The following is a 21,597-nucleotide window of genomic DNA, read 5'->3' as shown; positions in this document are numbered from 1 at the left end:
CCACTCATGACGAAAGCTTCCGTGGAATCCCGATTCCGTGTCGAAGGGATGGATTGCGCCTCCTGCGCGGCGAAGATCGATACTGCTGTTCGGCGTCTCGATGGCGTCGACGATGTTTCCGTTTCCGTGACGGCCGGTACAATGACCGTGCGTCACAAAGACGACGCGAGCTTCGCGCAGGCGATCGAGAAGAGGGTATCGGGACTAGGCTATAAAGTAGCGCCGATTTCCCCGCGGCCGGGCATGACGGCTGCGCCGAAACAGCATGCCGCATGCTGCGGCGCGCATCAACGTGAGATCAGCGTCCCCCAGGAGCCCAAACACCCGCAAGGCGAGCCGGCGAGCGGCGTTCCTTCTGCCGAGGGCCTGCACGGGCACGACCACGATTCCACGTCTGCCCCATGGTGGCGATCCGGCAAGGCTCGCCTGACGATCGCAAGCGGGCTGGCGCTGGCCGCAGCCTACGGCGTCGGAATGCTCGTGCCGGGAATGGGGTCCTGGATATTCACCGCGGCAATGCTGGTCGGCCTGGTTCCGATAGCCCGCCGCGCCGTTATGGCCGCGCTCGCCGGAACGCCGTTCTCGATCGAGATGCTGATGACGATCGCCGCGGTGGGCGCGGTAATCATCGATGCGAGCGAGGAGGCCGCAGCGGTCGTTGTCCTTTTCCTAATCGGTGAGCTCCTCGAAGGCGTGGCCGCGGGAAGGGCGCGTGCCAGCATCCAGGCACTGACGGCATTAGTCCCCAAGACAGCTCTTCTCGAGACAGGTGGCAGAACGAAGGAAGTCGCAGCAGAGACCTTGGCCATAGGGGCGGTCATCCTCGTCCGTCCTGGTGACCGTATCCCCGCCGACGGCGTGATCCTTTCCGGAGACAGTTCAATCGACGAGTCGCCAGTTACTGGCGAAAGTACGCCGGTGCGCAAGACGGTGGACGAAACCGTCTTCGCAGGCACCGTCAACGGCGAGGCGGCCCTGCGCGTCAAAGTGACGGCGACCGCTGAGGACAACACGATCGCGCGTGTGGTCAAGCTCGTCGAGGAGGCTCAGGAGAGCAAGGCGCCGACGCAACGGTTCATCGACCGGTTTTCGCGCTACTACACGCCGGGCGTCGTGGTGGTTGCGGCGCTCGTTGCGGTACTGCCGCCCCTGCTGACCGGTGCCGAATGGGGTGAGTGGGTCTACAAGGGCTTGGCGATCCTGTTGATCGGCTGCCCTTGCGCCCTGGTAATCTCGACGCCAGCTGCGATCGCCGCGAGCCTTTCGGCCGGCGCGCGTCGCGGCCTGCTCCTGAAGGGCGGGGCTGTTCTCGAGAGCATCGGCAAGGTGACGGCCGTAGCGCTGGACAAGACCGGCACCCTGACGGAAGGCAAGCCGAAGGTCACCGACGTCGTCGGCTTCGCCTTGTCTGGAGGCGAAGTTCTGACGCTTGCGGCGGCGCTCGAGACGGGGTCGAGCCATCCGCTTGCCAAGGCGATCCTCGCGAAGGCTGCGGACGATAGGATCGACGTTCCGCCGGTCCAGCATGCGAAGGCGATCGGCGGCAAAGGTGTGTCGGGTACGATCGGCGGGCAGGAAGTCTTCCTCAGTTCGCCGAAGGCGGCGGGAGAGCAGAACGCGCTCACGCCGGACCAGACCAGCACGATCGCCGCCCTTAACGATGAGGGAAAGACTGTGTCGGTCCTTCTCGTTGACGGAGCAATCGCGGGTGCGATCGCGATGCGGGACGAACCGCGCGTTGATGCCCACGCCGGACTGAAGGCGCTCGCAAATGCCGGCGTCAAGACGCTTATGCTGACAGGCGATAACCGCCGCACAGCGGCCGCGATCGGCAGACAGCTCGGTATCGAGGTCAGGGCCGAGCTCCTTCCCGAGGACAAGCAGCGGATCGTTGGCGAATTGAGGTCCCAAGGCCATTTCGTCGGTAAGGTCGGCGATGGGATCAACGACGCGCCCGCCTTGGCGGCGGCCGATGTCGGCATCGCCATGGGCGGCGGCACGGACGTGGCGCTTGAGACCGCCGACGCGGCGGTGCTTCATGGCCGGGTCTCCGACATTGCGGGCATGGTGGATCTCTCAAAGCGAACAATGAGCAACATCCACCAGAACATTGCCATCGCCCTCGGCCTGAAGGCTATCTTCCTGGTGACCACCGTCATCGGCGTCACCGGGCTCTGGCCGGCGATTCTGGCCGACACGGGCGCGACCGTTCTTGTGACGATGAACGCCCTGAGGCTTCTTCGCGCTTAGTAATTGAGATATCAGCGAGGGAAAGGGGAGCGGCGACGCCGCTCTCCTTTTAGATTCAGGTGGGCTCTTGGCCGCCAACGAGTTGATGAGAACGGGTGGGATGATGGGAGAACGGGCTGACGCTCGCCACGTGGATGTGCTTGTGATCGGCGCGGGTCAGTGCGGCCTGGCAGCCGCGAATAAACTCGCGAAAACAGGGCTCAAGTACCTTCTGGTAAATTCCGGCAGTTCCATTGGCGATAGCTGGCGTGCCCGGTATGACTCCCTGACGCTGTTCACTCCCCGCAATGTAAGCTCCCTGCCCGGCCGCGAACTTCCGGGCAATCCGCTCGGCTACGCGAGCAAGGACGAGTTTGCGGACTACCTTGCCGCCTACGCTCTCGACGGGGGTTTCCCGATCGAGACGGGTGTGGACATCGTTTCGTTACAAAAGCTCGATACGAGATTCCTCGCGGTCGCGAGGTCCGGACCGAAATTCGTAGCCAAGGCAGTCGTCGTCGCAACCGGCGCTTTCCGGCAGCCTTGGATTCCACCGATTTCACAAGGCCTTTCCCCGACCATATCCCAGCTTCACGTTGATTCTTTCCGTAACGCCAGACAGATACCGCCAGGTCCTGTCCTCGTTGTCGGCGACGGAGCGAGTGGCCGCGATATTGCCGCCGAGCTATCGCAGTACCATGAGACTTATCTTGCCAGAGGCCGGATGCGCCGCTTGCTTGCGGAGAGAATATTCGGTCGCAGTATTTGGTGGTGGATGAGCAAGCTTGGGCTCCTTCAGGCGTCCCCGGAGAGCATAATCGGCAGGGCGATGCGCAAGACAGATCCGTTTCCAAACCGTCAGCGGGACGACGCTGCTCTGTCCCAAATGGGCGTGCACCTCGTTGGGCGACTGGTTTCCTGCAGCGGCACGGAGATGGCATTCTCGGACGGCGTCGCCATCGCACCCGAATGCGTCATCTGGTCGACAGGGTACCGGGACGATTTTGGTTGGATTCGCATCCCCGGCGCTATCGATGGCGAAAGTCGGGCGATCCACATGCAAGGCGTCTCGCCCATACCGGGAATCTATTTTCTTGGGCGGCCATGGCAGCGTAACCGAGCGTCGGCTCTCATAGCTGGAGCCGGAGCGGACGCCGCTGTCGTGGTCCACAAGCTGCAGGAGTTCTTATGCTCGCCGTCCGGCGAGAGCCTCCAAGTAGCGTTTCAGAGGCGCGGAGTCGCCGCGGTCGGGTCCGTCACCTCGGCGCGAGCTAGTGATTGACAGCGGGATAGATCGTAGGTCCAACGCGCCTCCGGAAGTGCAGTCTGGTTCCGCTCGCCGTATGGGTCCCATCGTGTTGCCGGAATGCAGCGGATAGGCGGCTTTATCGCGGCGGCCGTTCGGCGGTATTTCCAAAACCGGCATCGTTGATCTCTCCAAACGAACGAATGGATTGCTGTCGATGCGTCCTTTGATCTGAGTAAGTTCGTGCATACAACTGTTTCATTCGATGAAAGCTGTCGCACGCAAACTGCGGTTGATCCTGTAGTTGCTACAGGATGTACACTGCAGGATGCATATTTGACGACGCGGCCGGTCGGATCCTTTGCCCAGGGCGCGCAAGTTATGCATTGCAGTTGCGTCGCTGAGAGGAACAGCGGCTCCAGGACGCAGGTTAGACACGTCGTTCCGGCTGCGACCGCGACGAGCTGCCATACGACCGCCTGTGCATTGGACAAATGCTATGCCCCAGATTCCAGGTGCGAAGGGATTCGATTCAACTCTCGCCTTGCTGAGCGATCCGTACAGGTTCATCTCCAGTCGATGTCGCCGCTATGAAACGGACCTTTTCGAGACGCGAATCCTGTTACAGAAGACCATCTGCATGACAGGACCAGAGGCCGCCCGGCTTTTTTATGATGCAAACCGTTTCGCCCGCCACGGAGCAATGCCCGTGGCGATCCAGAAAACCCTCCTCGGGGAGGGTGGTGTGCAGGGCCTCGATGGCGAGGCGCATCGCCATCGCAAGCAGATGTTCATGTCCCTGATGACGCCGGAGCGCATTGGCAGGCTCTCGCAATTGAGCGCCGCCGAATGGGAAGCCAGCATCCGCAGGTGGGGTTCGAATCGTGATATCGTGCTCTATGCGGAGCTTCAGGAGCTTCTGACACGCGCCGCATGCTCATGGGCGGGCGTGCCGCTAACGGAAGGGGACGTCAAAACGCGAACGCGAGAAATCACGGTGCTGTTCGACCGAGCCGCCTCGACAGGCTTCGGGCATCTCTGGTCACGGCTCGCTCGCAAGCGAACTGACCGTTGGCTGACAGACGTCGTCGGCCGAATCCGCAATGGCCAACTCCGCCCGCCTCAAGACTCACCCGCCCATGTTATCTCCTGGCATAGGGATTGGAACGGTGAACTTCTCCCCCCTCACGTCGCCGCGGTCGAACTGATGAACGTCATTCGGCCAACCGTCGCCGTTTCGGTCTACATCGTTTTCCTTGCCCATGCTTTGCATGCTCACCCTGAATTTCGTGAACGTCTGAGCACGGAACGCGACGCTCATGTAGAAGCCTTCGTCCAGGAGGTCCGCCGCTACTACCCCTTCTTCCCTGCAGTTGCCGCGCGGGTCCGGCAGACATTTGAGTGGAATGGATATCCCCTGGCCGCCGGTCGACGAGTGATCCTTGACCTCTATGGGACGAACCACGACGCGCGGAGTTGGGAGCGTCCCAACGACTTCGACCCGGAGCGGTTTAATCGAGGGGAGGCGGGCACCTTCAATTTCGTCCCACAGGGTGGTGGCGATCACCACAACGGGCACCGTTGTCCAGGCGAATGGATCGCGGTTGAACTCATGAAGTTGGCCGCGGATATCCTCTGCCATCGCATTGAATATCGTGTGGCGGAACAGGATCTGCGAATCGATTGGTCGCGGCTTCCCGCCTTGCCGCGAAGCCGGTTCATCATCGGCGAAGTCAGGGCAGTCTAAGGTGCAAAGGGATGAACCGAAGCGCTGTGGTCGCGCCTGGCAGGCTTGTATTTCGGTTGATCCATGCGGGACACAACCATGATGCAAGCATTCGCATCGGCGGCGAAGCTCCGGGCGGCGGGCCCATTCTAAGCAACGGCTTCCGGGCCAACGGGAAATGCGGGTCACCGCCACCTCGGATCGTCATCGGCGGACCGACGGAGCCGCCAATTTGTTCGGGCGTGGTGCGAGGTCCTTCCGCGTGCATCACGCCGGACGCAACACTACACCCTCGGGCACGTCGCCCGTGGTGACAAGGCGCCACAGGGCGATCAGCAGCTTGCGGGCGAGCGCCACGATCATCGTCTTCCGTGTGGCGCTGCGGCCGTCGCTCGTGCGCGCCTGGAACCGTTGCGCAAGCGCACGTCTTTCCGGAAGCGGAGAAAGCGCCACGCCAACTGGATCATCCCGCATCGCACGCGACGTGCGTGACAATCCCTTCTCGCGCCGGCGTTTGCCGCTCTCGTCCGGCGCCCCGGTGGGGCCGGCGTAGCGCGCCACGGCACGCCGATCGCGCAACTTGCGTGGCAGGATCTCGTGGACCAGCATGTCGGCGGTCTCGACGCCGACGCCAATCACCTTCGCGAGCAAGCGCCGGCGGATGATCTCCTGCCTCGGTCGGCGCCGCCTCCAGCAGGCGCAGCCGTTCCTGCTCGATGGCGCGGATATGCTCGCGCACGAGCCGCAGCCGCTCGGAATGTCTTATTTGCACGATTAAGTGGACGTCTCGTCCCGAAGTCCGGAAGAGTCAGCAAGAACTTCGATAATCCGGCAGTTCGCAACCTTTCCGTTTTCGCACTCTTTGATCATTCGGGTAAGCTCCGTCCTCAGCCCTAGGAGGCGACGGATACGGCCCTCAACCGCAGCGAGCTGATCGGTGGCAATGCGGCTGACCTGCTCGCATGGGGCCTCCGGCACCTCCTGCAGAGCGAGCATCGTCTTGATGGCCGCGATGTCGAAGCCGAGGTCCCTGGCGTGGCGGATGAAAGTCAGCCGCCGAACGCCCTCTGCTCCATAAAGGCGTCGTCCACTTTCGGTTCGGGGCGGCGGTGGTATCAACCTGATCCGCTCATAATAGCGGATTGTCTCGATATTGACGCCCGTGCGTTTGGACAAGGCTCCGATAGTGATCATCAGGGGTTGATTCTGTAGTGGCTACAGGAGGTAGGTATAGCAATTGACCGGAGGTGTGTGAACCGAGAACGACCATGACCGAGCATGTCGTAAGCCTGATCTGGGACTCGTGGCGCGCTCGACGAGGCGGCCCGGAAGCCATCGCTCGGCGGCAGCGCGAACGTCTCGCCGCGATTGTGGCTCACGCGCGGGCCAATTCGTCCGTCTACGGCGACCTTTATCGAGATATTCCCGAGCGAGTGGAGGATCCGTCGCTGCTTCCCGTAACCGACAAGAAGATGCTGATGGGCCGGTTCGACGAGTGGCCTACCGATCGTGAGGTCACCTTGGCGAAGGCGCAGGCGTTCATCGAAAATCCGGATATGATCGGCGAGTACTTCCTCGGGCGATACACGCTGCTGACGACGTCAGGCACCACCGGCCGCCGCGGAATCTTCGTGATCGACGACCGCACGATGGCGGTCGTGACCGCCATGATGTTACGCTGGATCGGCGACTTGCTCAGCCCGGGCGATTTCCTCAAGATCATCGCCTGTCGCGGCCGGATGGCCATGGTCATGGCCACCGGCGGACACTTCGCGTCTGCGGTTGCCGCTGCCCGCTTGAAAAGGAGGCTCGGCGATCACGTCGAGGTGCTCTCGGTGCATTCGCCCATGCCCGAACTGGTTGCGCGACTGAATCGCTTTCGTCCGGCGCTCTTCACTCCTTACGCCAGCATGGCTGCGCTACTTGCCAACGAGCAGGAGGCCGGCCGCCTCCATATCAATCCTGTATTGGTGGCCCTCTCCGCAGAGGGTTTGCCCGAAGGCGAGTATGAACGGATCGCTCGGGCGTTCGGCGCCAAGGTCGGCAACAGCTATGCCGCCACGGAATGCATGTTCTTCAGTGGCAACTGCGACCACGGTTGGCTGCACGTCAACAGCGACTGGGTGGCGTTCGAGCCGGTAGATGCCGACTACCAGCCAGTGGCGCCGGGCGAGGAGTCGCATACCGTCCTCATCAGCAATCTCGCCAACCGCGTGCAGCCGATCCTCCGTTACGATCTTGGTGACAGCGTGCTGCAGCGGCCCGACCCTTGCCCGTGCGGCAACCCCTTGCCCGCAATCCGCGTGCAGGGGCGATCCGCGGACGTTCTCACGTTCCGGACTTCGGGCGGCGATGTCAGGGTGCCTCCGCTGGCGCTCACCCAACCGATCGAGACTGTCCGCGGAGTCACGCTATTCCAGCTCGCGCAGTCCGAGCCGGAAAGACTTGAATTACGTCTGCGAATCGCGCCGATGACGAACGCAGACACCGTCTGGCGCGAGGCCGAAGCAGGTCTGCGGAAGGTGCTTGCCGAGAACGGGCTTGAACACGTCGTTGTCGAGCGCGGAGGCGAGCCGCCGGAACCGGGTCGCGGCGGGAAATTCCGGGAGGTCATTCCGCTCTCGCGTGCTTGCACGTGAATCGGTCTCAGGGAGCTGTCGATGAAGGGGAAGGAAATTGCCAAATTCTTCGCCGGCTTTGCAGTCAGCCAGGTGCTCACTCATGGAGCCTTAGCCGCTGCGGGCATTCACTTCAGTCTGTTTGGGATCATCTATGACCAGCGGCTTAACACGATCGCTGTTGTCGTTTGGGTGATCATTCTTCTGCTGCTCATCTACTATGCTTGGGCCAGGAGATGACGAGCGTGGGTCAGCATGACGTGTCTGCAAAACGTGCGAGATTAGAAACCCCTCCGGAGCTGAACCGCCCCGCAGAAGGGCATCGACTCGATGTCATATTGGATTTGGCGTTTGATGCTTGCGGCAAACTATTTCGGCTGCTCTATCCCAGCAACGACTCGCCAATGCCAATCCAGTTGCAAGAACAGGAGTTGTAATTCAAAGCGAGGTAACGATGCCAAGAGACGAGGAGACCGAGATCCGTCTCGACGCTCGCAATGTCGACGAACGCCGCACGCTGCGCTGGGTACTTGGGATTAATTTCACCCAGGTCGTGGTGGCGGGTGCCGTCGGTATCGTGGCAGACTCCACAGCCCTGCTAGGCGCTGCCCTCGATAATCTGGGAGACGCAGCCGTCTATTCAGTCAGTCTCTATACAGTGGGCCGCACAGTTATTGCCAAGGCGCGTGCGGCGAACCTGTCTGGCGTGCTTCTGATCCTCCTTGCCTTGGGATTGCTTATCGAAGTCTTGCGCCGTTTCTTTATGGGAGCGGAGCCGATCGGGCTAGCAATGATTGTCACGGCGTTCGCCAACGCGGCGACGAATCTGCTCTGCCTTCGGCTTTTGCGTGCGCATCGTGAGCACGGCGTCCACTTCAAAGCCTCGTGGATTTTTACGACCAACGACATGCTGGCCAACGCGGGCATCGTCTTGTCCGGTCTCTTGGTCATGCTTCTGAAGTCTCCGATCCCGGATCTCCTGATCGGATTTGTGGTCGTCGGAATTGTCCTCAAAGGGGGATGGGAGATCCTCGGAGAGGCGCGCGAGGCCCGCAATTCTGCCGACCGTGCACCACAATGAGACAGAGGATGACCACAGGTCTCTTGTGGACGCTTCGCCAGGCGTTCGCCCATCGCAGATTAGAGGATGTCGCCGAGCTGATTTGAGATGGTGCCCCGATGCTCCGGATCCTGCGTGACAAGAGCTTAGACTCGACGCTCGCTCTATTAAGCGATCCGTATCGATTTATCTCGAAACGATGTCGCCGCTACCAGGCTGACCTGTTTGAGACACGCTTGTTGCTCGAGAGGACCATTTGTATGACCGGCTCGGAAGCGGCCCGCCTGTTCTACGATGCGAACCGCTCCCGCCGTCACGGCGCCGCGCCCAAGGCGGCTCAGAAGACCTTGTTCACCCGCGATCTTGGCTTCTCGCTCGACCAGGTACGCACGCTTCTCAAACCGTCGGACGAAAGATCGCGATCGTGCAAGACGGTGGACGAGATCGCCAAGGAGCACTTGGCCGAAGTCGAGCGCAAGCCTGAAGTGAGATAACGGTAGCCGCCGAACCCTTTGCTCCGCAGCGGCGGTGAAACGGATGACCTACGGCCCTGACGTACCGGCCAACCGCTCGAGCTTCTTCAACTGAGTCTCACGAGGCTCATGCATGTCCAACGTGCCCTGAAACGTGCCGTCCGCCTTCATCAGGATAACACTCGCAGTGTGGTCCATCGTGTATTCGCCACCATCGAGCGGCACCTTCTTGAAATAGGCGGCGAATGCCTTGGCAGCCTTGGTCGTCTGATCAAGCGTGCCGCGAAGGGCAGTTATCCGAGGGTCGAACGCATTCATGTAGACCCGCAGCATCTCCGGCGTGTCCCTTTCCGGATCGACGGAGATGAACAGCGGTACGATCTTGTCGGCGGCCGGTCCGAGGTCCTTCAGAAGCCCCGTCAGCTCGAAAAGGGTTGTCGGGCAGACATCCGGGCAGTTGGTGAAACCGAAGAACACGAGGTAGGGTCTTCCCTCTACATCCTTGTTCGAAAACGGCTTGCCTTCGACCGTCTCGAGCTGGAAGGGACCACCGACCAGCGCCTTGCCCGTCATGACCGGCTGCGACGTCTGCGGGGTCAGCCGAGGAATGACGAACGCGGTCGCCAGGGCGGCGGCAAGCACGGCGATGCTCGCCCAGGCGGCGTAGCGGACGAACTTCAGGGCGTTCATATCGCGCACCTAGTTCCGATGGGCCTGGTGGTCTTCCATCTTCTGCGGCTGCTCGCCCATCGGCTGCACCGCGAATTCAACATCGACCACCCCGGCCTTCTCGAACACCAGGGTGCCCGCGAACTTCTCACCCGCCGCCGGCCGCTTCGACGGCTTCACGAACATGATGTGGGCTGACCCGTCCGGCTCGAGCTTCACCGTCTCTCCCGGCCCGATGACCAAGCCGTCCTTCAGCGGTCGCATCTTTGCAACGCCGTTCTCGGTTTTGGATTCGTGAATTTCGAAGCGCTCGGCGATCGTTGCGCTGCCGCCGAGCAGCCGATCCGGCTCGGCTCCTGTGTTGACGATCGTGACATAGCCGCCGAGAACCGGCGCGACCGGCGGCGCGACCTTCGACCAGGGATGCTTGATCTCAATCGTCCCCGCCTTGAAATCATGGGCGTTGGCGGAGACGGGCAGGGTGGTCAGGATGGTCAGGATGGTCAGGGCTGTGGCCAGCATCTTCTTGCGCACTGTATTCTCTTCCACATCTATTGGCGATGGCGTCAGATCTTGACGAGCATAGCGGTCACATACATGAACGCCAGCCCGGCCGCGATGCCGCCGAACGCCGCAGGGTTGAGAACCTGCGTATAGTCCGCACGAGCATTTTCGCTCCTTGCGAGCAGCGCCGTGACTTCAACGATCACCTGCGCAATAGCGCCTGCTCCGATTGCAAGGGCGATCGCGGTCCAGTGAGGCGCGACGGCCAGGCTGCCGAGCCAGATTCCAAGGACCGCAGGGCCGCCGGCCAACAACGCCAAGCCCACGAAATGAACGAGCTTCGGGCGCATCTTCAGAAGGGGAGCCGTGATACCGATCCCCTCGGTGATGTTGTGGAGCGTGAAGCCGAGCACCAGGAACGTCCCGAGCCCCGCTGCGCCAGCCGCGAAGGCCGCGCCGATGGCAAGACCTTCGCCGAAATTGTGCAGCCCGATGCCAAGGGCGATATAGGTCGCAAGCGCAAGCCCGGTCGGCGATCCTTGGCGGCGGCCGATCGCGACGAGGATCAGGAAGCTGGCCACTGCCGTCAGGATCACCATGACACTACCCTGGAAGATCGCCGCCGATTCGCCCGCAAATTCCAAGGCTTCGATCATGGTGTCAACGAGCAGGAAGGCCAGCAGGCCGACCGTCATGGCCAACAGAAAGGTCATGGTGTTGCGGCCGGCCCCACGAAGGGCGGGATAGCAGAGAAGGCCGACTGCCACTGGCAGGATGCCGACGAAAGCTCCGAGGAGCGCCTGGGAAGCGAGAGCGTTTCCGCTGACCTTCGGCGTCGGGACGGCCACGGGAATTTCATGCTCGAAGGTCGCGCCTGTATTGGTGACGAATGTCACCTTGTGGGCTTCGCCGAGAACCCACGGGAAGGGGATCGCCACCCAGGCGGTGTCGCCGCGCGAGATCGTTCCGGCGGGTTGCTGAGTGAACTGCCAGTAGGCGGCGTCGACCTGCACCTGCGCGACCGTCATCGGTTCCGATCCGCCGGCGCGCACCTTGAGCCGCAGGCCGTCCTCGTCGAGCACGGTTCGTTCGACCGTCAGGTTTTCGACCGGGGGTGCGCCGTTGTTGAAGCCGCTCAGAACATTGCTCTGGAACAGCCACAGCACCGCGGCGACCAGCACGAATAACGGTAAAGCGAGCCACAACAGATGTCGCGAGGACCCCGGCGCGACAGTGGAGACCGGGCGAAAGTTGCGAGGGTTCTCGTTCATGACAGCGTCTCCACGACATCGAACATGCCCATCCAGCCGAGTTCCGTGAATTCGGATTGATGGGCGTGAAACATGTAAAGCCCGACCTCGTGCTCCTTGTAGGTGAACTCGAGGATGCCCCGCTGTGCTTGGCATTGCATGATAATGTCGACCGTCCTCAGCGTCGGCGTCAGGGTCGTCCCCTGATCGAAATAGTCGAAAAAGTTGCCATGGAGGTGGAACGAGTTAATCGGGTCGAACTCGGTGACGTTCACCAGATAAACCCGCACCGGCCGGCCTTTTTCGATCTTGATCGGCTCTTTGGCATAGCAATGGGCAATGGTGTTGCAGGCATAGAACTCGTTCTCACCGTCGAAATTGGTGTCGAAAGCGTTCATGATCATCGCCAATTCCTGCCACTCGGCGTTTTCCGGCGAACCATGGAGACGGGATTTTGCCACCTCGACGTTGTCCGGGTGACGCGCCGGGTCGGGATCGATGACGAAGAGGCCGTACATCCCCTTATGGATGTGCCGGGCCAGCGGCAGGGCGTGGCAATGATAGAGGTGACAGCCGAAGGGCCTGGCATCGAACTCATAGACATATTCTTCACCGGGCGCGATCATGCCCGCACCGGGCACGCCGTCCATGCGCGCCGAGTGGATGCCATGGAAATGCATTGAGTGCGGATGCGATCCGAAGTTCCTGAAGACAATCCTGAGCCGCTCGCCCTCGGTCGCGCGTAGGGCCGGACCCGGCACGCGACCATTGTAGGTCCAGGCGGGAAACATCACGCCTGGCGCTATCTCGATTTCCTTGTCTTCGGCAGTGATCTCGAAGGTCCTGAGTTTTCGGCCGTCTGGCAGATCGGCGACCGTGCCCGTATACCAGTCCGTCAATATCTTCGTCGGATGAAAGCCGTTGCGCTCATCGTCGACTGTCCCGACAGTCATCATCGCTCCGTGCGCTGATTGGTGCGAAGGCACCGCAGCCGCGCTTTCCGGTTTAGCTGCTGCGGCATGATTGCCGTGCGTTTCCTGAGCCGCAGTTTTGCTCGTTCCGATCGTTGTTGCGCCGATCGATGCTATCCCCGCGCCTAGCAGGCTCCGTCTGCTCAACGCCGTCTGCGCCCATTTCAGCATGTTAGCTCTTACTCCAATTAGTCGGTTAGATAAAATAGAGCATGGCAGCATGATTATAGCAAGAGCTATAATCTGATGAGAATGCTAATACTCAGTGGCGGGCGGGTTTGAAGAAAGTTCATGGTTGGATTGAAAAATACCCGGGGCTATATTATTTGCCAGCTATCGCAGTTCAGCACAGGAACATCGGATTTGCAGCAGCATAAGGCTACAGAGCACGACTTCGAAACGAGCCTGATCGATGCCGACACACAGGTCGAAAGCTTCCGGCAGACACGGAACAACCGTCGCACCGAACTAGTCGAAGATTACGTCGAGCTCATCGCGGATCTCATCGAAGATGGTGGCGAAGCCCGCCAGGTTGACATCGCACAGCGCCTCGGAGTAGCCCAGCCGACCGTTGCCAAAATGTTGAAGCGGCTGACCGCCGAAGGATATATTCAGCAACGGCGCTACCGCGGTATTTTTCTGACCGATACGGGCCGAAAGCTCGCACAGCTTTGCCGCGAACGCCACCAGATCGTGGAATCGTTCCTGTGTGCAGTCGGCGTTTCGCCCGAGACCGCACGCATCGATGCCGAGGGAATGGAGCACCATGCCAGTCCCGAGACGCTTGAAGCCTTCAAGCGCTTCGTTGGCCGTAGAGCCTGATCGCGCGGCCACTCAGGAGTGATCACCCTCACAAAGATCATGATTTGCCAGCGCCCGGATGACATAGCAGTCTCGAACGTGATTTCCGTGACACTGGGTGGCAATACGCTCCAGTTCCGTCTCAAGCTTCTGGAGTCGCGCGATTTTGTCACGGACCATCTGCAACTGATGGGCCGCAATGCGGTCGGCATCGGCGCAGGGACGCTCCGGATGTAGGCTGAGGTCGATCAGTTCTCGGATCGCCTCGATCGTGAGGCCCAACTCCCGAGCGTGCTTAATGAACGACAGCCGTTCCTGCTCACGCTTCGAATATCGTCGCTGGTTCCCTTCGGAGCGTTCAGTGTGAGAGAGGAGCCCCATTTGTTCGTAGTAGCGGATGGTGGGGATTTTTACACCGGTCGATTTGGCGAGGTCACCGATCGTCAGCATGGACAAGTCTCTTGAATGTAAAGCCGCTGGAGATATCGAAATTGTTTCGCTGCGAAAAGTCAAGCTTTTGAGCCGATCATCGCCTGCGGTCTCACGACCACAGCCGGCTCTCTGTGCGATACTCGCCATTAGGAACGCAGCGCTACTAGTGCTCCGAGAAGTCCGTATAAGATCGGCTGGTGCAGCATATAGATCGTGAGGCTGCGTCTCCCCACCCAGGCGACAACGTTAGGCAGCCGGTACTTTTCGATGCCCGGCGGCGAGAGGCGGCGACAAACCAAGATGATGGGAGTAGTGAGCGCCATCCCCAGGAAAACCCACCCAGCCCAGCGAAAGAACGGATAAAAGTCGAGGCTATCCGGGGCATCTCGGGTCAAGCCCGTCCATGCGGACGTTCGCGAGACGGTAGCGGTGATATTGAAGACGTGCGGAAGGGCAATGGCGATCATGCCGATTGTTGCGCAGACACCCGGAGGGGCCCTAAGCAGGAGGACGCTAACCAACGTCGCGGCTGCGATAACGTGAAGAATCCCGAAATAGATGAAGCTCCCGCTGTCTAGAGCGTATGTCGCGACTGATATCAGCATTGCACATGCGGCGATTGACGCGACGCGAGCCGCGAATTTGGCTGCTCGGAACCCTTTTCCATAGGCGAGCTTCACGCCCACACCAACCAGCGATAGAAAGCCCGCCGCACCTATTCTGCTCACCGCGGTCGAAATCGGTGATTCAGCGAAGGAGAACGGCAGCACGCCGAAGCTCTCTAAATTCCAGATGATGTGGAATATCACGACGCCCAGTATAAGCGTACCTCTCACGGCATCCAGCATCCAGATGCGCGTGTCATTTGTTTCAGGGGGCATAGCTCGGACCAGCTCCAACTCGATGCCGGTCTTTCTAGTACCTCATGCCACTAGAGGGTCAACTTGATACGCGTTTCTTGCAATCGCTTGTTACTCGACGGAACCCACCGGGGTATCGGCATCATTCTCGATCGTGACCCAGCGGCCTGAGTGAAACGACGCTTGCCGCTTGATGTAACGGTAGCTCGTGGCGGTCCAAATCTTTATCTCAGACTCAAGATTATCGAGCACGAAGTCGCCCTGGTCCGTTCTGACCGTCAGCACGGCGTGACCTTCACCATCAGGCTTCCTTAGCACGGTCAGCAAAAGATCCCTGACCGGAAAGCCTTTTCCAATCAGCGCTCGCCGTTTCAGTAGAGAGTAGTCTTCACAATCGCCTTCCTCGTCAGCATAGGACCAGACCTCCTCTACTCCATACAACTCCTTGTCGGTCTTCGGGGAGATTGCCGCATTGACCTCCGAATTGACCTGCCGCAGCACCTCCCAGGCCTTCTGTGTCAAGCGGGGAGGAGGCATCGAACTAGAGCGGACCGAGCATTCATCCGGCAAGCGCTTGCAAAGCTCATAATGTCCAATCGGTTGTGACGTGATCGAACCAACTTGCATCCATGCACTTTGTGATTGCGGCTTGGCAAACGCCGTAGAGAAGGGCAACAAAGCGAATACGGCGAGGCAAACGCGGAAAATCACGGGCAAACTCCTCCGACCTGCCCGGAAACTCCGGCCAATGCAGCATGGTTAAGAAAGTGTTAACGCTGATCTGATAGTATAGCTCTATCCGGGTGGCAATCCTCTCAATGTCGGTATGGTTAACCCGTGCGCGCCCGCCCATCAGCGCCTGAACGCGGTCGCCCGGCACAGACCGGCAGATCGGGGGCGTAAAAGTCACCTGCGTTCTTTCCGATCCTGAAATCTTGCGCGTAGCCAGAACACGCCAAAGAACGCAAGGATCATGAGCGATCCGACTGCAAGACCGAGCCACGGGGAAATCTCCCCGAACCAGAGTACGATCCGCGGCATAAGAAACAGTCCAACGCTTGACACGATGAGGATCGCTGCGGCAGCTACGGCCGGAGACCGGGGGCGATGCTCATTAGCCACGATTGTTCATCACGGTGCGGCCAGTCGCTCTTTCACGAGTGTCTCTTGTTCGAGGTGCGTCATGCTGGATGCGAAAACAGCGAGCACGAAGCCAAATAGCACGAGGAAGAGGATTCTGTTGCGTCGACGGATTGTTCGGGCGCGCGATGCTCGGTTAATTGCGTCGTGTGATATCGTCATTGCTGGTTCCTGAATCGTTCACTTTCACCGACCGGACGGATGGAATGCAGTATGATGGCCGCCGTGCCCAGTACGATTGCAACGTCGGCGATGTTGAATGCCGGCCAGTGCCAGCTTTCCACAGAGACATCGATGAAATCGGTGACCGCGCCGTCACGGAGCCGATCGATAATGTTTCCGACGGCACCGCCAGCGATGGCTCCAAGCGCGATCGCTTGAAAAAGCGATTTCACTGTACTGGCCCAAACCAAAATGGTGATCACAACAGCAATTTTGAACATACCGAGCACGCCCGGCATCTCCCCAAGCTGATCGGCAAAGAGCCCAAAACTCACGCCTCGGTTAAATCCAAGCGTCACATTCAGGAAGGGCAAGAGCGGGATGTCCCGCGGGGGCTGCATCACCAATTCAATGATCAGCAGCTTGCTCACTTGATCTACGAGGAGAATACTCATGCCCACGGCTGCCAGCAGTAACGGCCTTTTTGCCAAAACGCGCATCTTGTCGGTATCCGTTTTTTTGTGACGCTAAATTGATAGAAGCTCTAGCAGGTAGAGGTTCAAGTCCCCGCAGCCGCCTTTTCGACCGAGCGGCGATTTGTCTCAGCAACATGCCAAGAAAGGTCGTTGGGAAGCGGTCAGGTATTTTGCTGGCAGATTCTGGGGAATTGATCCTGGGAGGGGCAGATGATTTTGAAGCCATCAACCGCCATGTTTTTCCTAGCTGTCACTCTAGGCGTTGTCTCGGAAACCTATGCTCACCGGGCAAGCAGAGACTGGACGTACCCGCCGGGTTGCTGCAGAGGCACGGAGGTCGGCGGCGACTGCGTGGCCCTGCCCAGCGAGGACGTAAAACCAGGACGAGACGGCTTCTCCATATCTGTTCACCCGGGCGATCATCCTATAGTCACGAAGCGGCAGCTCTTTTTCATCCCCTATGGCCGCGAAAGGCCCTCGGGAGATGGGAGCTATCATATCTGTTTGAACCCGACGGAAAACGACTTGAATTGTTTCTTTGCACCGCCTGGGAACTCTTGATCTCCCACTCTTTTCGCGACGTTCAATCGGACGCCGCTTCTCATTGAGGTTAATACAAACTCGACCACGAACCGCGTATAAGGCCTTGAGGATCATATCTTCGCACGCTTACGATTGCATCGGCGGTCCGCCCGACAGGTCTGTCACGACGATCGGCGTACCGTTCGGCACACGATCATAGAGGTCGATGACATCCTGGTTGATCATGCGGACGCAACCGGAGGAGACCGACTGACCAATGGTCCACCACTCCGGCGATCCGTGAATGCGATAGAGCGTGTCCTCGCCGTCTTGGAATATGTAAAGGGCGCGTGCCCCGAGAGGATTGGTAAGACCGGGCTCCATGCCGCCGTTAGCGATGCTGTATTGCTGCAGCTCGGGTTGTCGCGCAACCATTTCGTCCGGCGGGGTCCAGCGCGGCCATTGCCGCTTGTACTGGATGACACCGCGTCCCGCCCACGCAAAGCCGGCACGCCCAAGACCTACGCCATAGCGGATTGCTTGGCCGTTCTCATGGACAAGATAAAGGAAGTGATTTCCGACATCGACAACCAGGGTCCCCGGGCGTTCGCCAGTAGGATCGGCAACGAGCTGACGATAAAAACGTGAATCGATCTTCTCATAGGGGACTGGGGGAAGAGGATAGAGTTCTTCCAGCCGCTCACCGTACATTTCCGCGAGAACAGAACTGGTACCGGCCCTCGATGGCACGTCGGGAACGGCTTGCGGTCTTTCGCGCGCAGTAGTGCATCCAATCAACCCCACCGCCGCCGCGCCAGCGGAGAACCTCAAGAATGACCGACGGCAAACGACAATCTGCGGCATAATTTTCCTTGTCGTCACGTGTACCAAGTTTTGGGAGCAGCCGGATCTCTCCGGCATCGCATTAGCCGCCATAGGGATCGGCCAAGGCTGCATCCGGTCGGCTAATCGGGTATTTTATTGTGGAGATTTTCTCAGCGAGTTTTTCGGGACCATTCTTCTTTAAAAGCGCCCGAAAGTTCGGGTGCATGCCGCCATCGACATAGGCGTTGACCGGAACGGACGTGCTCTCTGCCAACAGATCGGCGAGCTTCTTTTCCTGTTCCTGAAGCTTCGCCAGCAGTCCGGCATCCGGCGTCATTTTTGCCGCGGGGCAGACGGCGAGGGGATCCTTCGGCTCGCCGTCCTCGAATTCCGTGTTGAACACATACTTGCCGCCGCATACGGACACTTTAGGCTGACGTTTCGTCGCCTCGAATATGTCGTAGCCCTGCTTGACGTTCTTCCAGAAGCCGAAGTTCGGATCGGTCTTATGCCGCGCCAAGTTCTCCGCTGTCATGCGGAACGGGTACGCCTGCACCTGAAACCGCTCCTGACCGCCGGCGAGCGCACGCTGCACGACGGCATAAATCTCACCGACGCCTTGGTCCGTCAACGCGTAGCATCCGGACGACGAGCATGCGCCATGCACCATCAGCGCCTCTCCCGTGTAGCCGAGTGCAGACTCCAGCCTATTCGGGTAGCCGAGGTTGAATGAAAGGTAATATTGTGACTTCGGGTTCAGCATGCCAGAGGAGACATGATAGAAGCCCTCCGGCGCCTGGCGGTCGCCATCCTTGGTTTTGGGGCCAAGCTTTCCTGACCAGCGGCACATCGGATAGGTTTTCAGCAGCGCGTATTCTCCCGTCTTGCTCTGCTTCCAGACCTCGAGTTCGCTCTCCTGCTTGAAGATGCGGACGAGCACGGCACTGTCCGGTCTGGTACCTTTCTTGGCCATCTCGCCGATCAGTTTAGACGGAATCTCGGGCGACGGATCGCCGAGGTCGTCAAGCTCCATCGACATGCAGCCTGTCAAAGCCACCGCCAGCAGCACGGCGATTCCGGCACGGTAAGCCGCGCCAATCTGCGCTTTAAAGCGGAATTGCTTATGCGGGAGAAGATTGCTGGTCATACTCTTGCTTTGAAAAGATGATTCGTTGCGGGTTCGGGCCGGAGTTTTCATAACACAATCACGGTTGCGCCAAGCGGGACGCGCTCGTACAAGTCCACGACGTGTTCGTTCATCATCCTGATGCAGCCGCTGGAGACCGCCTTGCCGATGGTCCATGGCTCATTCGTTCCATGAATACGGTAATAGGTGTCTCTGCCGTCGCGATAAAGATAAAGCGCCCTCGCACCGAGAGGATTGTGCGGGCCCCCCGAAACACCGCCTGCGTATCGCAGATATTTGGCGGGATCCCGTTTGATCATATTATTCGTCGGCGTCCAACTCGGCCATTTTTCCTTGCGGCCGACCGTAGCTGTACCGGAAAACGCGAGTCCGGCCTTACCGACGCCAACGCCATAACGGATCGCGTTGCCTCTGCCTGCGGCGAGATAGAGGAAACGGCCGCGGACGTCTATCAGAACAGTACCTGATGGATATCTGCCGGAAATGTTGACGATTTGCGGTCGAAAGGCTGGTCGAAGGCTGAAAATCCGTTTGCCCGCTGCAGCCGCAGTCGTTCCAGTCAGGAGTGTGGCAAGCGAACCGAACAATATTGTGCGACGTTCGAACATGAAGGGTCCCCAATTTGCGTCGAGCTGCGAGTGTTATGCGGCTCGTTTGGGAGGTCTCTTCTCAGCGTCGCCGGCGACACCCGAGCGCACAGTTAAAAGGGGCGGAACGAGGACCGTTCGCGACATCCAGAATGGCAAAAGGGCAGGGAGTATGGCCGGAGCCGCCTCGCTGTAACAATGCCCAATGGTCTGCTCCGCTCGCAGTTCGTCAGCGCAATCGAAATCGCTAAGCGCCGGCACCGATCCGGCGGTTAATGCGAGTTGCTGGCTCGGCATTGCGTCCCTAGCAACCACAAGGGACGACATCATGGTTGCAAGAAAGATCAGGACGCTGAGCAGGAGACCACGAGGCATCATTCTCCGCTTTGCTCTTCATGTGCGTGCGCATCATTCACGGGAACGTCCGGGATAAGCTTCTCGATCGAGCCCTTTGCCTTCAGGGACTGAACGACCTGTTGTGCGGCGGCCTGTTCCAGCGAAGCGCGTATCTGCCCGGCAACTTCCGACAGAGGCGGCACGGGACGCTGGCGGCGCTCCTCAAGCTTCAGAACATGATAGCCAAAAGTGCTCTTGATCGCCGTCGCACTAACGTCGCCTGCTTTCATTGTTGCCGCGGCCGCATCGAGTTCCGGCAATAACTGTCCGACCGCAACAAAGCCAAGATCTCCCCCCTTCGCCTTCGACACTTCGTCGTTCGAATACTGCTGTGCCAGATCCTCGAAGGTCTTTCCTGACTTCAATCCTTCAATCACCGTGGCAGCGTCCTGTTCCGTTGCCACCACGATGTGCTTCAGCCTGATCTCTTCGACCGCGGGGATGCTCCCGATTCTGTCGGCATAGGCCTTGCTGACGGCCTCCTCGGTGACCACGTCGGACACCAGCTTCTTGACGTACGCCGCCCGCAAGGCCTGCTGCTTCAGCAGCGCAATCTGGCGCTGATACTCGCTGTCGTTCTCGACGCCTGCCTCGATGGCTGCGTCAGAGACGACCTTCAGTTCAATCAGCGCGTCGACAAGCGCCGAGCGCTTGGCCTCCGGGGTGGCCGAGGCATCCAAGCCGCCGTACATCTGCTCGGCGATCACCGTGTCGGACGCGCGGATTTCTGTACCATTTACGCGCGCCAACACCTCATCCCTGCCCTCCTGGGCGGGCGCGGACGTGGGGCCAAGGAGAAGAATGGCCGAGAGGGCGAGTGGCAGAATCTGGATCGATTTGAGCGTCATCGCTTGGCGGCCTCTACCAGGGGATCAACGATCGCCTTGAATTCGTCAAGCGGCAGAGCACCTGCATACATCTTACCGTTGATGAAGAATGTGGGCGTCGAATCTACCCCCAGCTCCCTCCCAGTCGCAGCGACGGCGTTGACCTTCTCGAGCAGCGCCTGATCGCTGAGACAGGATTCGAACTGGCTTTCCGTCATGCCCGTTATCGCCATCACCTGCAGCATGGCCTGCTTGCCGTCTTCAGCGCGGGCCCACTTTTCCTGCGTCCGGAACAGGAGGTCGATTGCGGCATACCACTTGTCCTCGCCGACGCATCGAGCCAGCATGAAGGCCGCCGTTGCCCTGGGGTCGAACGGGAATTCGCGCAAAATGAAGCGCACCTTGCCCGTATCAACGAATTGCTTCTTGATCTCCGGCCAGGTGTTAAGATGGAAGTTCTGACAATGGCCGCAGGTCATCGAGGCATATTCGAGGACCGTGACAGGCGCATTCTCGAATCCAAACGATTTCTCGGGCAAGGGGCCCGGTGCCATCAATTTGGCGAGATTGTCTTGCGACCAGCTGCCCCGCGCACTGAAGAGAATGGCAGCAGATAGTGCCGTGGCAGCTTTGAGAATCTGTCGTCGTTGCATGGTCGCTCCTGAATTGGCGGCCA

22 protein-coding genes and 1 pseudogene are annotated in these 21,597 nt (G+C 59.7%); 8 read left to right on the top strand and 15 right to left on the bottom strand.

The window, feature by feature from the left end; all coding sequences use genetic code 11:
• Positions 1-6: 6 nt before the first annotated feature.
• The 3 genes from ACFHWW_RS26920 to ACFHWW_RS26910 all read left to right on the top strand — a co-directional run bounded on the left by ACFHWW_RS26920 (position 7) and on the right by ACFHWW_RS26910 (position 5,222).
• The gene (locus tag ACFHWW_RS26920) at positions 7-2,250 is read left to right on the top strand and encodes a heavy metal translocating P-type ATPase (RefSeq protein WP_379942096.1); all 2,244 of its coding nucleotides are present in this window, start codon (positions 7-9) and stop codon (positions 2,248-2,250) included.
• 67 nt (positions 2,251-2,317) lie between these two features.
• A complete protein-coding gene (locus ACFHWW_RS26915; protein ID WP_379942094.1) occupies positions 2,318-3,511 on the top strand; it encodes a flavin-containing monooxygenase in 1,194 nt (397 codons plus the stop codon).
• Positions 3,512-4,019: 508 nt separating this feature from the next.
• Positions 4,020-5,222 carry a cytochrome P450 gene (locus tag ACFHWW_RS26910; protein ID WP_379942092.1) on the top strand — a complete coding sequence of 401 codons (1,203 nt, stop codon included), beginning with the start codon at positions 4,020-4,022 and terminating at the stop codon, positions 5,220-5,222.
• Between the two features lie 246 nt (positions 5,223-5,468).
• On the opposite strand, the gene ACFHWW_RS26905 is transcribed toward ACFHWW_RS26910, so the two are convergent.
• Positions 5,469-5,852 (bottom strand): transposase, encoded by a 384-nt coding sequence (locus ACFHWW_RS26905; protein WP_379942090.1) that lies wholly within the window; start codon positions 5,850-5,852, stop codon positions 5,469-5,471.
• Positions 5,853-5,975: 123 nt separating this feature from the next.
• A complete protein-coding gene (locus ACFHWW_RS26900) occupies positions 5,976-6,395 on the bottom strand; it encodes a helix-turn-helix domain-containing protein (RefSeq protein WP_379942088.1) in 420 nt (139 codons plus the stop codon).
• Between the two features lie 284 nt (positions 6,396-6,679).
• Here ACFHWW_RS26900 and ACFHWW_RS26895 point away from each other — a divergent pair, with 284 nt between their 5' ends.
• The 4 genes and pseudogenes from ACFHWW_RS26895 to ACFHWW_RS26880 all read left to right on the top strand — a co-directional run.
• Positions 6,680-7,840, top strand: a complete 1,161-nt coding sequence (locus ACFHWW_RS26895) for a phenylacetate--CoA ligase family protein (protein WP_379942086.1) — start codon at positions 6,680-6,682, stop codon at positions 7,838-7,840.
• 21 nt (positions 7,841-7,861) lie between these two features.
• Positions 7,862-8,059, top strand: a complete 198-nt coding sequence (locus ACFHWW_RS26890; protein ID WP_379942084.1) for a hypothetical protein — start codon at positions 7,862-7,864, stop codon at positions 8,057-8,059.
• Between the two features lie 214 nt (positions 8,060-8,273).
• Entirely contained in the window at positions 8,274-8,900 is a 627-nt protein-coding gene (locus ACFHWW_RS26885; protein ID WP_379942082.1) for a cation transporter, read from the top strand.
• A 335-nt stretch (positions 8,901-9,235) separates the two neighbouring features.
• A pseudogene (locus tag ACFHWW_RS26880) lies at positions 9,236-9,358 on the top strand (MerR family DNA-binding protein); the annotation flags it as partial.
• Positions 9,359-9,421: 63 nt separating this feature from the next.
• On the opposite strand, the gene ACFHWW_RS26875 reads toward ACFHWW_RS26880, so the two are convergent.
• Genes ACFHWW_RS26875 through ACFHWW_RS26860 form a run of 4 tightly spaced genes read right to left on the bottom strand, consistent with a single transcriptional unit; the run spans position 9,422 to position 12,917 of the window.
• On the bottom strand, positions 9,422-10,042 hold the full coding sequence (locus tag ACFHWW_RS26875) for an SCO family protein (protein WP_379942080.1): 621 nt from the start codon (positions 10,040-10,042) through the stop codon (positions 9,422-9,424).
• Between the two features lie 9 nt (positions 10,043-10,051).
• Positions 10,052-10,555 carry a copper chaperone PCu(A)C gene (locus ACFHWW_RS26870; RefSeq protein WP_379942078.1) on the bottom strand — a complete coding sequence of 168 codons (504 nt, stop codon included), beginning with the start codon at positions 10,553-10,555 and terminating at the stop codon, positions 10,052-10,054.
• Positions 10,556-10,587: 32 nt separating this feature from the next.
• Positions 10,588-11,796 carry a ZIP family metal transporter gene (locus ACFHWW_RS26865; protein ID WP_379942076.1) on the bottom strand — a complete coding sequence of 403 codons (1,209 nt, stop codon included), beginning with the start codon at positions 11,794-11,796 and terminating at the stop codon, positions 10,588-10,590.
• Complete coding sequence (locus ACFHWW_RS26860; protein WP_379942074.1) at positions 11,793-12,917, bottom strand: multicopper oxidase domain-containing protein; 1,125 nt, start codon at positions 12,915-12,917, stop codon at positions 11,793-11,795. The genes ACFHWW_RS26865 and ACFHWW_RS26860 overlap by 4 nt, the downstream gene beginning before the upstream one ends.
• Before the next feature lie 120 nt (positions 12,918-13,037).
• Here ACFHWW_RS26860 and mntR point away from each other — a divergent pair, with 120 nt between their 5' ends.
• Positions 13,038-13,568, top strand: coding sequence for a manganese-binding transcriptional regulator MntR (gene mntR, locus ACFHWW_RS26855; RefSeq protein ID WP_379942072.1), 531 nt, complete (start codon positions 13,038-13,040; stop codon positions 13,566-13,568).
• A 12-nt stretch (positions 13,569-13,580) separates the two neighbouring features.
• Here the strand turns inward: mntR and ACFHWW_RS26850 are convergent, their stop codons facing one another.
• The 9 genes from ACFHWW_RS26850 to ACFHWW_RS26810 all read right to left on the bottom strand — a co-directional run bounded on the left by ACFHWW_RS26850 (position 13,581) and on the right by ACFHWW_RS26810 (position 21,574).
• Positions 13,581-13,997, bottom strand: a complete 417-nt coding sequence (locus ACFHWW_RS26850; protein WP_379942070.1) for a helix-turn-helix domain-containing protein — start codon at positions 13,995-13,997, stop codon at positions 13,581-13,583.
• Positions 13,998-14,125: 128 nt separating this feature from the next.
• Entirely contained in the window at positions 14,126-14,860 is a 735-nt protein-coding gene (locus ACFHWW_RS26845; protein WP_379942068.1) for a heparan-alpha-glucosaminide N-acetyltransferase, read from the bottom strand.
• Between the two features lie 90 nt (positions 14,861-14,950).
• A complete protein-coding gene (locus ACFHWW_RS26840; protein WP_379942066.1) occupies positions 14,951-15,550 on the bottom strand; it encodes a transglutaminase-like cysteine peptidase in 600 nt (199 codons plus the stop codon).
• 587 nt (positions 15,551-16,137) lie between these two features.
• On the bottom strand, positions 16,138-16,641 hold the full coding sequence (gene lspA / locus ACFHWW_RS26835; RefSeq protein WP_379942064.1) for a signal peptidase II: 504 nt from the start codon (positions 16,639-16,641) through the stop codon (positions 16,138-16,140).
• A 645-nt stretch (positions 16,642-17,286) separates the two neighbouring features.
• Positions 17,287-18,003, bottom strand: a complete 717-nt coding sequence (locus ACFHWW_RS26830; protein WP_379942062.1) for a L,D-transpeptidase — start codon at positions 18,001-18,003, stop codon at positions 17,287-17,289.
• 61 nt (positions 18,004-18,064) lie between these two features.
• The gene (locus tag ACFHWW_RS26825) at positions 18,065-19,111 is read right to left on the bottom strand and encodes a hypothetical protein (RefSeq protein ID WP_379942130.1); all 1,047 of its coding nucleotides are present in this window, start codon (positions 19,109-19,111) and stop codon (positions 18,065-18,067) included.
• 47 nt (positions 19,112-19,158) lie between these two features.
• Positions 19,159-19,719, bottom strand: a complete 561-nt coding sequence (locus tag ACFHWW_RS26820) for a L,D-transpeptidase (RefSeq protein WP_379942060.1) — start codon at positions 19,717-19,719, stop codon at positions 19,159-19,161.
• A gap of 353 nt (positions 19,720-20,072) precedes the next feature.
• Positions 20,073-20,942, bottom strand: coding sequence for a peptidylprolyl isomerase (locus ACFHWW_RS26815; RefSeq protein WP_379942058.1), 870 nt, complete (start codon positions 20,940-20,942; stop codon positions 20,073-20,075).
• Complete coding sequence (locus ACFHWW_RS26810; protein ID WP_379942056.1) at positions 20,939-21,574, bottom strand: DsbA family protein; 636 nt, start codon at positions 21,572-21,574, stop codon at positions 20,939-20,941. Before ACFHWW_RS26810 ends, ACFHWW_RS26815 begins: the two co-directional genes overlap by 4 nt.
• Positions 21,575-21,597: the final 23 nt, after the last annotated feature.

This window comes from Sinorhizobium sp. P24N7 (genome assembly GCF_042436655.1).
Classification (GTDB): domain Bacteria; phylum Pseudomonadota; class Alphaproteobacteria; order Rhizobiales; family Rhizobiaceae; genus Sinorhizobium; species Sinorhizobium meliloti_A.
Note: the sequence above shows the minus strand (reverse complement) of the source record. Positions and strands in the feature narration are given on the sequence as shown.